Source organism: Arthrobacter sp. RT-1 (assembly GCF_003367205.1).
In the GTDB taxonomy this organism is placed as follows: Bacteria; Actinomycetota; Actinomycetes; order Actinomycetales; family Micrococcaceae; genus Arthrobacter.
The window spans coordinates 114,752-128,173 of record NZ_QRGQ01000010.1 but is presented as its reverse complement, the minus strand read 5'-3'; the positions used below and the strand labels follow the sequence as shown (position 1 = coordinate 128,173).

The 13,422-nt window shown below is 63.2% G+C and carries 12 protein-coding genes; 7 read left to right on the top strand and 5 right to left on the bottom strand.

Going from position 1 to position 13,422, the window contains the following annotated elements; genetic code table 11:
* The first annotated feature begins 101 nt into the window (after nt 1-101).
* The 4 genes from hxlA to DXK94_RS10775 all read left to right on the top strand — a co-directional run bounded on the left by hxlA (nt 102) and on the right by DXK94_RS10775 (nt 5,520).
* Nucleotides 102-725: a 3-hexulose-6-phosphate synthase gene (hxlA, locus tag DXK94_RS10790; RefSeq protein WP_115524978.1), complete on the top strand. Its 624-nt coding sequence runs from the start codon at nt 102-104 to the stop codon at nt 723-725.
* Nucleotides 726-913: 188 nt separating this feature from the next.
* Nucleotides 914-1,939, top strand: a complete 1,026-nt coding sequence (locus DXK94_RS10785) for an ATP-dependent 6-phosphofructokinase (RefSeq protein WP_115524977.1) — start codon at nt 914-916, stop codon at nt 1,937-1,939.
* Between the two features lie 560 nt (nt 1,940-2,499).
* On the top strand, nt 2,500-4,362 hold the full coding sequence (locus tag DXK94_RS10780; protein ID WP_181884804.1) for a fibronectin type III domain-containing protein: 1,863 nt from the start codon (nt 2,500-2,502) through the stop codon (nt 4,360-4,362).
* A gap of 93 nt (nt 4,363-4,455) precedes the next feature.
* Nucleotides 4,456-5,520, top strand: coding sequence for a phosphotransferase (locus tag DXK94_RS10775; protein ID WP_115524975.1), 1,065 nt, complete (start codon nt 4,456-4,458; stop codon nt 5,518-5,520).
* A 52-nt stretch (nt 5,521-5,572) separates the two neighbouring features.
* On the opposite strand, the gene DXK94_RS10770 is transcribed toward DXK94_RS10775, so the two are convergent.
* From DXK94_RS10770 to DXK94_RS10750, 5 genes are all read right to left on the bottom strand, one after another.
* The gene (locus tag DXK94_RS10770; protein ID WP_115524974.1) at nt 5,573-6,484 is read right to left on the bottom strand and encodes an NAD(P)-dependent oxidoreductase; all 912 of its coding nucleotides are present in this window, start codon (nt 6,482-6,484) and stop codon (nt 5,573-5,575) included.
* A 28-nt stretch (nt 6,485-6,512) separates the two neighbouring features.
* Complete coding sequence (locus tag DXK94_RS10765) at nt 6,513-7,790, bottom strand: TRAP transporter large permease (RefSeq protein WP_079598186.1); 1,278 nt, start codon at nt 7,788-7,790, stop codon at nt 6,513-6,515.
* Nucleotides 7,787-8,368, bottom strand: a complete 582-nt coding sequence (locus DXK94_RS10760; protein ID WP_115524973.1) for a TRAP transporter small permease — start codon at nt 8,366-8,368, stop codon at nt 7,787-7,789. The genes DXK94_RS10765 and DXK94_RS10760 overlap by 4 nt, the downstream gene beginning before the upstream one ends.
* Before the next feature lie 31 nt (nt 8,369-8,399).
* Nucleotides 8,400-9,425: a DctP family TRAP transporter solute-binding subunit gene (locus DXK94_RS10755; RefSeq protein ID WP_079598188.1), complete on the bottom strand. Its 1,026-nt coding sequence runs from the start codon at nt 9,423-9,425 to the stop codon at nt 8,400-8,402.
* Nucleotides 9,426-9,676: 251 nt separating this feature from the next.
* Nucleotides 9,677-10,705, bottom strand: coding sequence for a LacI family DNA-binding transcriptional regulator (locus DXK94_RS10750; RefSeq protein WP_115524972.1), 1,029 nt, complete (start codon nt 10,703-10,705; stop codon nt 9,677-9,679).
* A 259-nt stretch (nt 10,706-10,964) separates the two neighbouring features.
* Between DXK94_RS10750 and DXK94_RS10745 the strand changes: the two genes are divergently transcribed.
* From DXK94_RS10745 to DXK94_RS10735, 3 genes are all read left to right on the top strand, one after another.
* A complete protein-coding gene (locus DXK94_RS10745) occupies nt 10,965-12,314 on the top strand; it encodes an NAD(P)H-dependent oxidoreductase (protein WP_115524971.1) in 1,350 nt (449 codons plus the stop codon).
* A 207-nt stretch (nt 12,315-12,521) separates the two neighbouring features.
* On the top strand, nt 12,522-12,833 hold the full coding sequence (locus DXK94_RS10740; RefSeq protein WP_115524970.1) for a putative quinol monooxygenase: 312 nt from the start codon (nt 12,522-12,524) through the stop codon (nt 12,831-12,833).
* Nucleotides 12,833-13,369 (top strand): gluconokinase, encoded by a 537-nt coding sequence (locus DXK94_RS10735; RefSeq protein WP_079598192.1) that lies wholly within the window; start codon nt 12,833-12,835, stop codon nt 13,367-13,369. Before DXK94_RS10740 ends, DXK94_RS10735 begins: the two co-directional genes overlap by 1 nt.
* The last annotated feature ends 53 nt before the right edge of the window (nt 13,370-13,422 follow it).

Below are 13,422 nucleotides of genomic sequence, written 5' to 3'. Positions count from 1 at the left end.
CTCTGGCTCCGGCACGCCAACCTCGAATAAACACCCCCGCAGCATCTTTTCAGTTTTCCCTTTACATCCACAGCAGTTCCCTACAGAAAGAAACAACCATCATGAAACTCCAGGTAGCCATCGATCTCCTGACCACCGAAGCCGCCCTCGAACTGGCCGGCAAGGTCGCCGAGTACGTCGACATCATCGAACTCGGCACCCCGCTGATCAAGGCCGAAGGCCTCTCCGTGATCACCGCGATCAAGGAAGCCCACCCGGACAAGATCGTTTTCGCCGACATGAAGACCATGGACGCCGGCGAACTCGAAGCCGACATCGCCTTCAAGGCCGGCGCCGACCTGGTCACCGTGCTCGGCACCGCCGACGACTCCACGATCGCCGGCGCCGTCAAGGCAGCCAAGGCCCACAACAAGGGCGTCGTCGTTGACCTGATCAGCGTCGAGGACAAGGTCACCCGCGCCAAGGAAGCCCGCGCCCTCGGCGCCAAGTTCGTCGAAATGCACGCCGGCCTGGACGAGCAGGCCAAGCCCGGCTTCGACCTGAACGGACTGCTCCGCGCCGGAGCAGAAGCCCGCGTACCGTTCTCCGTCGCAGGCGGCGTGAAAGTCGCCACCATCGCAGACGTCCAGAAAGCAGGCGCCGACGTCGCCGTCGCCGGCGGAGCAATCTACGGCGCAGCCGACCCCGCACTGGCAGCAAAAGAACTCCGCGAAGCCATCGCATAACCCACCCCCCCCGAACCGTGTACTGCCCGCACAAAACCACCACAGCGGGCAGTACACGGCTCAGGTCGTCTCCGCTGGATCTGCGGCAGCTCATCCAGACCTCGCAGTTCTCGCCGCAAGCCCCGGCCGGCAGGCCAAGTAGGCACAGCCCCAAGCAGGAGCCACGTAACGCAGATTTGAGCCGAAACATGAAAATTGGAATCCTCACCAGCGGTGGCGACTGCCCCGGACTGAACGCGGTCATCCGCGGCGCCGTACTCAAAGGCATCGCCATCCACGGCCACGAGTTCGTCGGATTCCTCGACGGCTGGCGCGGCGTGGTGGAGGGCGACATCATCGACATCCCCCGCACCATGGTCCGCGGCATCGCCAAACAGGGCGGCACCATCCTAGGCACCTCCCGCACCAACCCCTTCGACAACGGCGGCGGCCCCGAGGTCATCAAAGCCCACATGGAACGCCTGGGCATCGACGCGATCATAGCCATCGGCGGCGAAGGAACCCTCGCCGCCGCCAAACGCCTCACCGACGCCGGCCTCAAGATCGTCGGCGTCCCCAAAACGGTGGACAACGACCTCGACGCCACCGACTACACCTTCGGCTTCGACACCGCCGTCCAGATCGCCACCGAAGCCATCGACCGGCTCCGCACCACCGGCGAATCCCACCACCGCTGCATGATCGCCGAAGTCATGGGCCGGCACGTAGGCTGGATCGCCCTGCACGCCGGCATGGCCGCCGGCGCCCACGCCATCCTCATCCCGGAGCAAAAGGTCAGCATCGACCAGATCACCCAGTGGGTGAAGGAAGCCCACGCCCGCGGCCGCGCACCCCTGGTAGTTGTCGCCGAAGGGTTCGTGCCCGAGCACATGGAAACCCCGCACTCCGAACGCGGCCTGGACACCTTCGGCCGGCCCCGCCTGGGCGGCATCGCCGACCAGCTCGCCCCGGAACTGGAAGCCCGCATCGGCATCGAAACCCGCGCCACCATCCTGGGCCACATCCAGCGCGGCGGCGTACCGTCCGCCTTCGACCGCGTCCTGGCCACCAGGCTCGGCATGGCCGCCATCGACTCCGTGGTGGAAGGCTTCTGGGGCACCATGGTGGCCCTGAAGGGAACGGACATCGAACACGTCGGCTTCCAGGAAGCCTTGGGCCAGCTCAAGACCGTCCCGCAGAAGCGCTACGACGAAGCCGCAGCCCTGTTCGGATAAGGCAAGGACTTAGCAGCAATTTTTCCCGGAAACGACGCTTTCGCCAAGGTTTTTGCAACCTGGGTTTCCAGCGTTTCTCCAACTCCGGTTCATGAGAGTAGTTGTTGCCACTCGTTCAAGCGGTGTACCGGTATTTGACGGCTCATCGAATCTTGCCGGTTTTAAGGCGCTGCCCAAAATCACTCGATTTGGGAGACTCACTACCGCTTAGTTGGCGAAGCTACGCCCTTTGCTCACCACGCGCTTCGTCGCGGTGCCCCCAGGAGCGTGTTGCCGGCGCGGTGCTGCAGAATGACCGTCCCAGTTGAGCGGCGCAACCACTGTGAAAAGCCAAGCTATTCGCAAGCCCCTCCACCGATCCTTTCCTCGTAGGCATCATCCGTCCTGCAGTTGAGCTATTCCGGGGCCAGAGAGCTCCGATAAGGAAAGGACTCGTAATGAGCTTTCGAAGGCACGTTCCTCCCGGTACGCCAGGTAACCCGTCCTCACGCAGACGCATCACTGGCTTGCTCGCGGGAACCACCACGCTGGCACTTGTGGGAGCCGGTGCGTCCGCTGTAATGGCGGCGAACCCCCCGGTCGGCCCCGGCAACATCGAAATTTTCACCAAGCGCGACATGGTCGCCATCGAGGGATACGCTGCACAGGCGGGACAGGACGCAACCATCCGCGTGTCCCGCGGCGGTAACCTCATCGGCGTCGCACGCGGCGTGGTCGATGCCACAGGCTTCCTCGAGGTCAATCACCCGGGAGGTGTTTGCTGGGATGTGGTTACACCCAACATCACAGGAGGCGACGAAGTCACGGTCGAGTTTGAGGACGGCAGCGGCGACGGAGCAATGGCAGGCACGGCGGTCATCACCTCAGTCGACGCTGTCAACGGGACGCCCACTCCGGACCTCGCCGGCGACATCGAGGGCCAGGTTGTGGTCAAGGGCAAGTACGGCGCCGACGTCGACACCGCCCGCATGGCGGTGGAAATCGTCAACCCCGACATGAGGGACATGGGCATCGGCGAGCGGGCAATCGGCTGGCCCGATGATGAAGTACCTGCCGGCTACAGGGTCGATGGCGTCGCTGAGAACGGCGAGTTCACCGTGACGTACGGTTTCTTCTCTGAAGCCGAGCGGGACGCTGCTATGGCCGGCGACCCGTCCGTAGCGAGCTGGCAGGCAGAACCGGTGGGGGTTGAAGCCCAGCTCGGCCTGACCATCTCCGAGTTCAAGGAGATCGACGGCCCAGGCTTCGGCGGATGCCCCGCGGGGCCCTCCGGGCAAGCACCCAACTCACCCACTGAGGCCTTCGCCAGCGCGGCAGGCAACGGCAGCATTACCGCCACCTGGGCACCCGCCACCGTCCCCGCGGACGCTCCGGCCATCACCGGCTACGAAGTGATCGCCGAGGACACTGTTCTGGGCCAGGAAGTGAGCATCAAGGTCGGAGCCGAAGAAACAAAAGCAACCATCCGCGGCTTGGTGGACGGTCAGGTGTACCCGGTCAAGGTCGTGGCACTGAACGGACAGGCAAGTACCCCTGCAACCGCCGGCACGGTTACCGCGACGTCTGCCGAGCTGCCTCCAGAGGCCTCCGCACCCACAGCCCCGGGCAACGTGGCGGTGAACGACGGTTCCCTGCTCGGTTCAGCGGATGTCACGTGGACCGCGGCCGCCGCCAATGGCTCGGCTGTCACCGGGTACACCGTCGAGGCGCGGTCGGGCGATGCGGTAGTCGTAACGGCTGACGCAGGAAGCGGCGCCACTTCAGCCAAGCTCGAAGGGCTGACACCTGGCACAGAGTACAGCTTCGTCGTCACGGCCAAGAGCAGTGCCGGCAACACCGCAGCCGAACCGGTTATCTACTCCATGAAGGCAGGGGAACTGACTGCACCGTCCGCTCCCAACGTCGTTCGCGTGACCACCGGCAATGGCAGCGCAACTGTCGAATGGCAGGGTGCAGCCGCAGGCAATACACCGGTTACCGGTTATGTCCTGACGGCCACGCCGGCCGCAGGAACAGCGGTCACAGTGGAGACGGACGCGGCAGCGCGTAGTGCTGCGCTGAGCGGCTTGACCAATGGCACCACCTACACCCTCAAGCTGGTCGCTAAGAGCGCCGCAGGCGAGAGCGCTCCGGCAACCTTTGGTACCGGCGCTTCGTCAACCGTGACTCCCGCGGACCAGCTCACGGCCACGGCCGAGTTCCGCGCAGACAAGCGGGAATGGCGGATTGGTGGAAGCGCCAGCATCACCACCGGCAACACGATCACGGCCACCGCCAACGGTGTGCGGATCGGCACCGCGGTGGTCGCCGCTGACGGTACCTGGACGATCCGCGCCCGTAACTCGCTTGCAGGAGCGACGTCAACCATCAACGTGACGTCCTCCGCGGGCGGATCCATCACCGTGCCCGTCAGTACAAGGTAGCCGAATCCACTGAAAAAGGGCCGGAGAACGGCTCGTCGAAGAAGTCCCCCGTCCCATGAGGGACGGGGGACTTCTGTCGTTGTTGGAGGTTCTATGGCCGCGAAAGTGAGTGTTCAACGAACACACGTCCAGACGGTGAGGTCCGTCAAGATGGTAGGTATGTTGCCTTTGAGCCGGATCTTCGCGTTGAGGGAAACGGTGGACCAAGAGTGGCGTTCCCCAGTTGCCGACGCTGTGGGCGAGTGCTGGGGCTTGCCGGCGGGGGCTCTCCGTTTCTGGCGTTCGTCCGCGGCCCACGTGTTTGTTGCCCCGCCAGGAGCTGACTCCCGAGGTGTGCTGTACGCGCGGTTCGCGCCCGCAGAGGACCCCGCGGGGTACCGCCTTGCCGAAGGCGCGCGGTTCCATGCCCGTTTGGCAGCCGCTGGTGCTTCTGTTGCGCGGGTTGTCCCCTCCCGAATAAACACGATGGTCGAGCGGATCGGTACGCCGCTCGGCGACATGTACGCCTCGGTCCTGGGCAAGGTGGACGGGGACGAGCTGGATGTTGAGGAGCTCGACGGCGGTGCTGCCGCCGCCTGGGGAGCAGCGCTGGCTGCCTTTCACCAGGCTGCGGGCCAGCCGGCCCTCCCAGTCCAGTCAAAGCAGACGGATCCGTTCGCAGCCTTGGCATCTGCCCGTGCTGCACTGGAAGATCCGGAACTGGCGGTGGCTGCGAGGACCCTGAGCACGGTACTAACGGCCAGCCCTGCCACGCCGCTCGTTTTCGGTCACGGCGACTTTGAACTCGACAACCTGCGCTGGACCGACGGATGGCCTGCCTGCTTCGACCTGGACGAATCCGGGACTATCCCGGCGGCAGCGGATGTGGCATCCGCAGTACGGGACCTGCTGGGCCCGCGCCCCGGCTCCCCGAAACATCCGGAGCTCCTCACGGCATTCCTCCAAGGCTACAACCGCATCTCGGGCCAAACCATCGAACCGCAGGAGCTCGTGTTGCCCCGGGCAGCCTTCGCCGCGCAGCAACTGCTGCAGGCAACTGAAGTCCTGGATATTAGCTCCCCCTCCGTCGCCTGGCTCCACGAACTGGAAGGGTCTCTGCGAACCCATTACCAAATTCAGCACGACCTTCTGCTGATGACCGCGGACGTATTGGTTTAGCCAGCTTGAGAGCGGCCGCAGAAGGGGTGCTTTCGCGCCTTTCTGAGGGCTTTCAGATCTCAGTGAGAGCGCTGTTGCGCTGAGCAAGGGTCCGGAAGATTCCTGTATGGTCAAGGCCGCCGTCGCCCCGCGCGACCATGTCCTCGAAAAGATCCTTGATTACCGTGCTCAGGGGTAGCTCCAGGCGTGCTGTTCCAGCCGCCCCCAGCACGAAGTTAAGGTCCTTCAGCTGGTTCTGGGCGCTGCCGCCACCTGTGAAGTCACCGTCAATCCATCTGTGCCCTTTTTGGCGCAGCACCTCGGAATCGGCCAGCCCGCCCCGGAGCAGTTCGAGCATCACCGATGGATCGAGTCCCCCGCCCCGCGCGAGAAGCATGGCCTCGGAAACTGCCGTGACCGTGCCGGCGACCACGATCTGGTTGCAGGCCTTGGCGAGGGCGCCCGTACCTCCCGAACCCATGTGCCGGATGGTGCTGCCCATGAACTCGAACGCCGGGGTGACCGAGCGAAGTGCGTCCTCGTCCCCGCCCACCATGATGCTCAAGGTGCCGTTTTCGGCACCGACGGTGCCGCCACTGACGGGGGCGTCCAGGACCCGGACCCCGTGTTCGCTAAGCATTCGTTCGCCAAAGGCCGCGACTGCCCCCGGCGAGACGGTCCCGTGCACGACGAGTATGGGCCGGGCAATGCCCCGGGCTGTCCATCCGGCTATCAGGCCCTCTTCTCCCGGAAGCAACGATTCGACGTGGCTTAGGTCCGGCAACACGGTGAGAACGACGTCGGCGGCCGCCTCAAAAGGTGAAGTCGCAACGCGGGCGCCCAGGCCCACCAAGGCTTCGGCTTTCGAAGCAGTCCGGTTCCAGACTGTCAGCTCGCCGTAGCCCTTCAGCAGCCGGCGGGCCATCGGTTCCCCCATCGGCCCTAATCCCATCAGGGCAAGCGCTGGGTGGTCATGTTCAGGCATTGGAATCCTTTAGAGATTAGGGCAGACGTTACTGGTTGGTCAGGAGATCGGACGGCCACAGGATGAGCTGCGGGAAGACGGCCAGCATGACGATGGCAACCACCATGACCACGTAGAGCGGCACCGCGGCCTTCACGATCTTCTCCATCGGCAGCCCGCTGACATAGGACGCCGCGAACAGGCAGACGCCGACAGGCGGCGTGACCAGGCCAACGGCAAGGGCAGCAACGAGGAAGACGACGAAGTGGATGGGATCCACGCCGGAAGACACAGCCGCGGGCATGAGCACCGGTGTGCAAAGCAGGATGGCGGCGACTTTGTCCATCACCGTTCCGATGATGATCAGGATCAGCCCGATCAGCAGCATGACGATGGTGGGGTCGGTGCTGACGCTCAGCAGCCAGCTGCTGACCTTTGCCGGCAGTCCGTCAATGGTGAAGATGTAAGAGGCGACTCCGGCGATCATGGCGATGAGCAGGATGGTGCCGGTGGTGAGGCCAGCGTCCACGATCATTTTGGGCATCTGGCGCCACTTCATGTCCCGGTAGACGTAGATGCCCACCAACAGGCTGTAGAAGACGGCGACGGCGGCAGCCTCCGTGGGCGTGACGAGCCCGCTGAACATGCCCACCAGGATGATCACCGGGCCGCCCATGGCCGGGATTCCCCCGAGGACGATCCTCAGGCCCTTCTTGAAAGGCGTCCTTGAGACCTCGCCGTAACCGTGGCGTGCCGACAGGAAGAAATTCACAAGCATCAGGACGAGGATCAGGACAATGGACGGTCCAAATCCTCCCGCGAGTGCCGCGCCTACCGACACGTTCGCGGTCGAGGCGGCGATGATCATGAGGATGCTCGGCGGTATCAGTGAGGACAGGGTAGCGGTGACCATGGTCATCGCGGCCGCATAGGGCCGCGGGTACTTATGGTCAGTCATGGCCTTGATCTCGATCTTGCCAAGGCTGACAATGTCGGCAACCGAGGAACCGGAGATGCCGCCGAAGATTGCGCTCGATGCGATGTTCACTTGGCCAAGGCCGCCACGGAAGCGGCCGAAGATGACTTCGGCGCCACGGAAGATGCGGTCTGAAATACCACCCCCGGCCATGAGGTTGCCGGCCAGGACGAACAAGGGGACGGCAACCAGCAGGAAGCTGTTCATGGAGCTCATCATTGACTGGGGCAACAGGTCGAGGGGGATGTCGAAGATCAGCAGCGTGGCGATGACGCCGATGCCGAGTGAGACTGAGAGCGGAACGCCCAGCAGCAGCAGGAGGAGGAAAATGCCCAGCAGGGTCAGGCTCATGCGATCATCTCTCCTTTGAGGATCCGCTTACGCATATAGGGGGAGAAGTAGACGGTGGTGATATGGGCGACGATTGCGAGTGCCGCGCCAATTACAAGGGGAAGTGTTACCAGGAACATTTTGAGTCCCAGGGCAGGACTGGACTCTCCGGCGGCGTACTGCTGCAGCATCAGTTCCACCGTCTTGTAAAGCAGGACACTGAAGAACACGGTCCCGCAGATGGCGTAGAGATGCATGCTGACTTGCTTAAGCCAGGCTGGTCCCCACGCCACCGCGAAGTTCACGCGCGGGTGCACGGCGGCCCGGAAGCCGGCTGCCATCCCCAGGAAGGTGGTGTCCATGAACAGGAAACGGGTCAGTTCCTCGGTCCATGGCAGCGAGGCTCCCATCTGCCGGCTGACCATCTGGGCCGCAAGGCTAAGCAGCATCGCGCAGATTCCGACGAAGAGGAGAGCATCCACGGCCTTCCAGATCAGACCATGAGGTTCCGGGACTTCGCCTGCCGGAACCACCGTGATGCCATCTTCGGCCGCCTGGTGTTCGGCCCCACGGGTTGGGGTGGTTCCTTCATCATGCATTGCACTCGTCTCCTGCACTGGACCCGTCACCTTACCGTCCAAGGAATTCAAGGCTTGACTGTACGAATTCCTTGCCCACCTTGCCTTCAAGCTCGGGGTAGACCTTCTGCGCTGCCGCCTGGAACTTTTCCCGGGCTTCAGGCGTCAGTTCGTTGATCTTCACGCCTTCGCCTTTCAGCTTCTCAAGGGTTTTGGCGGCTTCGTCGGTGTCGTACTTCGTCTTGAAGTCAGCGGTGTCGTCTGCAGCTTCCTGCAGGACCTTCCGGGTGTCCTCATCGAACGAGTCCCACTTCTTCTTGCTGAACCCGAGGACGAGGCCGTCCGAGATGTGGCCGGTCAGGGAGAGGTAGTCCTGGACTTCGAAGAACTTGTTGTTGACTGGAACTTCCAGGGGGTTTTCCTGGCCGTCGATAGTGCCGAGCTGCAGGGCGGTGTAAACCTCTTTGAAGTCCATCGGCGTCGGGTTGGCGCCGACTGAACCAAAGAACTTCACCCAGAGGTCATTCTGCGGTACGCGGAGCTTCAGGTCCTTGAAGTCCTCGGGCTGGGTGATGGGACGCACCGAGTTGGTGGTGTGCCGGGGAGTACGGGTCAGCATGGACACGCCCTTGATGCCCAGCTTGTCCAGTGAGCCCAGCAGTTCCTTGCCTGGCTCGCCTTCAAAGTACTTGGTGACCTCCTCCGAGTCCTTGAAAAGGTAGGGAAGGCTGACGGCATTCATCTTCGGCTCGAAGGACGCGTATACCGAAGTCGACATGATGGTCGAGTCCAGCGTGCCATTTCCAAGCAGGTTGACGGCGGCGTTCTGGTCCCCGCCAAAAAGGGTGCCATCGGGGAACGTCTCGACCTTGACCTTGCCGTCGCTCAGCTCGGCAACCTTGTCGGCGAAGTGCTTTGCGGAGACGCCCATGGAAGAGGTTGCCGGGTCACCGAGGCCGAGGCGCACGGTGGTGCTGGCGCCGGCACCACCGGCCCCGCCCCCGCCGCAACCGCTGAGGACAGTACTGACGGTGAGTGCAACGGCCACAGCTGCGGCGGCCAGGATGCGCTTTGGCATCTGATTCTCCTTTGAATACTTGCTGGTCCCTGGCCTGTACGGACAGGGGTACTGATGCTTTGATGGCGGTGGTTAAGGCGTCCTGGGCTGTGCGGGTATGGGCGAGAACGGCTGCTCTCGCTGCTTTCTTGTGCGTGCAGGTACACGCCTACAGAACAGGATGGAAGATCACCTTCCGAAGTGGAACCGGTACACTTTTGTACCACGGGCCGGCGCGGGTGTAAACCGCAGGAGCAGATGACAGCCTGGAATTACTTCGAGAATTGCAGCCGGGCAACGCTGGACCGTTCGACCAGTTCGGCCGCTACGCGTATGACGTTGGGTTTTCCGGACGCCTTGCCCTGCGTGTTGGACAGAGCGAGTTGCACGGAGTGCCGGGCGAGCAGATCTATGGGCTGCCTGACGATTGTTAGGGCCGGGGTCATGAGTTCGGTCCAGGGTGAGTCTTCGAAAACGATGACGGATAGGGTGCGGGGAATGTCGATTCCGGCGTGGGATAGGCGCCGCAGAACTTCGGTTACCTGGGCGGTGTTTGCCACCACCAATGCGGTGGGCGGCTCCTCGATGCCGAGGAGCGCCGACGCGGCATCTCCTCCCGCCGGCCCGCGGAACGCGGCGTGCCGGATGAGGAGCTCATCCTGCTCCAGGCCGGCTGTTTCCAGGGCGTGCCGATAGCCGGCGATCCGGTCCCTTCCGGTGGTGGAGGCAGCCGGCCCGGAGATAATCCCGATGCGGCGGTGGCCGTGCGCGGCGAGCAGTGCCGTAGCAGCCCGGGCGGATTCGAAGTTGTCGATGCTCACCACGTCTACTTCAGGGAGCGAAGGTATTGATCTGTCGACAAACACCACATCAGTCCCAAGGTCCTGAAGCTGCTTCCAGATTGCCAGGTTGTTGCCGGTCGGGGTCGCGATAATCCCGCTGACCCTGCGTTCGATCAGTGTCGCCAGACGCTCTGATTCCAGCTGGTCATCCTCCTGCGTGGTCATCAGCAGCACCTGGATTCCGCGGGCGTGCGCCTCCTGCACCACCTGGTCGGCCAGTCGGGCGAAAAATGGGTTGGAGACGTCGGCGAGGAGCAGCCCCAGCGTGGTAGGCGGGCCATACTTTAGCTCCCTGGCCGCCGTGCGGGGATGGTAGCCCAAGTCCTTCATCACGCCGTTGACCCTGGCGCGGGTAGCTGCAGCGACTGGACCTGAGCCCGGATTCAGCACCCGCGAGACAACTGCAACGGACACCCCGGCCGCCTGGGCAACATCGCGGATGGTCGGTTGTTTCTGCACGCCTACTCCTTTGTCTGGCACTTCCTGGACATCCGGGAACCTTTTTTAGCCTAGGGCTTGACCTCAGGCCTACGCGTGTGACATAAAAGTGTACCGGTTCCACTTATTTTACCTTAGTTCGATCCCGCTTGGACTGCAGAGCCCCACTACTAATGGCGGCGAGCCGCACGGTGATAAGTAGAGCCCCACAATCTGCGGTTGATCCCAGACCAGCCCGCATCCCTTCCGGAACAGCGCCGTATCCCTTGAAAGGCAACTCATGAATCTGCACCATCTCCTGACCCAGCGCGAGGCCGACGGAAAGCCCATCCGGGTCGGCCTGATCGGCGCCGGACGCTACGGGACGATGTACCTGGCCCAGGCAAACAACATCCCGGGCATCCACGTCGTCGCCATCGCAGACATCAACGTCAAACGCGCTGAAGGTGCTTTCGAACTCGTTGGATGGCCCAAAGACCAGATCGCCCCCGACATCGCAACCGCCCTGAGGGACCGCTCAACCGCGATCGTGGCCAACGCCGACGAGCTTTTCGACGTCGACATCGACATCATCGTGGAAGCCACCGGCAACCCCATCGTTGGCGTCAAGCACGCACTGCGCGCCATCGAAACGAAAAAGCACATCATCATGGTCACGGTTGAAGCCGACGCCTTGGCAGGGCCCGCTCTTGCCAAGCGGGCAGAAGCAGCCGGCGTTGTCTACTCAATGGCATACGGCGACCAGCCGGCCCTCATCATGGAACTCGTCGACTGGGCCCGCACCAGCGGCTTCGACGTCGTCTGCGCCGGCAAGGGTGCCAAATTCCTCGAGCACTACCACGAGATGAACCCCGACAACGTCTGGGAAAACTGGGAATTCTCCAAGGAACTCACCGACTCCGGGCAGCTGAACCCGAACATGCACACCTCCTTCCGCGACGGCACCAAGGCCGCCATCGAAATGGCCGCCGTCGCCAACGGCGCAGGACTGGTCCCCTCCGACACCGGGCTGACGTTCACGCCCGGAGACGTTGAGGAAATTGCCTCAATCTGCCGCCCCGCCGATGTCGGAGGAGCCCTCGCACACGAAGGGACCGTCGACGTCATGTCCAGCGTCAACCGCGACGGCACCTGGATCCCCCACAACACCCAGGAAGGCGTCTTCGTCGTCGTGAAGGCCACGAACGCGTACGTCTCCGGCTGCTTCAACGAATACCCCTGGCACCCGGACCCCACCGGCCAGTACGCCGCCCTGTACCGCCCCTACCACTACGTCGGCCTGGAACTGAATGTATCCATCGCCAACGCCGTGCTCCGCGGAATTTCCACGGGTTCACCCATCGGGTTCTTCGGCGACGTCGTTGCCACCGCCAAGAAAGACCTCAAAGCCGGCGAATTCCTCGACGGCGAAGGCGGATACACCGTCTGGGGCCAGCTCGTTTCGGCGAAGCACTCCGTAACTACCGGTGCACTGCCGGTCGCACTGGCCCACCACGTGGAACTGCGCAATGACGTCGCCAAGGGCGGGATCGTCCGCTGGGATGACGTCATCATGGACGACTCCCTGGCCCAGGCCCTCGAACTGCGCCGGGAAACCGAAGCCCTTGCCCTTGAGGCAGTGTCGAAGTAGCTGGCAAGCGGGGATTCCACAATGGGCTGAACCTGGCATCCACTGAAAGTTCGGCCCCTGGAAACCTCGCCGCTCTCAGCTAAGCCTGACGAACACCCTGCGGATGTTCGGCGCGGACCGACGGACTCTACCCGTCGGTCCGCGCCGCGCCCCCAAGGACCCTCCCACGCCCCTCAAGGGCACCCTTAAAGCAAGGAGAACCCCAGCATGACCATCGTCGTCACTGCAGCTTTTAGCCCGAAGGAAGGCGCCTTCGACCAGGTCGTCGCCGCCCTCTCCCCCGCAATCAGCGAAGTCCACCAGGAACCCGGCTGCCTGCTCTACGCGATCCACGAAGCCCCCAACAACCAGATCCTCATGGTTGAGAAATGGGAATCAGCTGCGCTGCTGGACGCCCACGGCGAAGGTGAACCGGTCAAACGCCTGAACGCCTCCCTCGAAGGCCTGCTGGAAAAGCCTGTCGTAGTGACCCGGATGGTTCCGATCCCCGCGGGAACAGCACAACAGGGAGCACTGTAGTGCACAGCCCTCTTGTCATTATGGGCGTGTGTGGTGCAGGCAAGACTGCGGTCGGCGCTGCCCTGGCAGCCCGGCTCGGAGCAACCTTCAAGGACGCTGACGACCTGCACCCCTTGCCGAACGTCGAAAAAATGACGGCTGGCATACCGCTCACCGATGAAGACAGATGGCCATGGCTTCGCCTGGTCGGCGAAGAACTCGCGGCCGAACACCCCGACGGGATCGTGGTTGCCTGTTCGGCCCTCAAACGCGCCTACCGTGACGCTATCCGCGCAGCCGCTCCTTCCACCCGGTTCATCCTCTTAAAGGTCGACCCTTCGGTACTGAAGGAGCGGCTGGTCCAGCGCCCAGGACACTTCATGCCTCAATCCCTCCTCACCTCACAGCTGGAGACACTTGAGACCCTTGGAACAGCCGAAGCCGGAATGACCGTGACATCCGAAGGCGGCATAGAAGCACTCACCGAGGAAATTCTGGCGAATCTGCCCCAAGTGCATCCCGCAGTACCCGCCGGTACCGATCAGAACGGAAGATAAATTTCCGCCCCACGCCTCCGAGCGCCTAGCCGGGCTGCAGGAATATCTTCTCA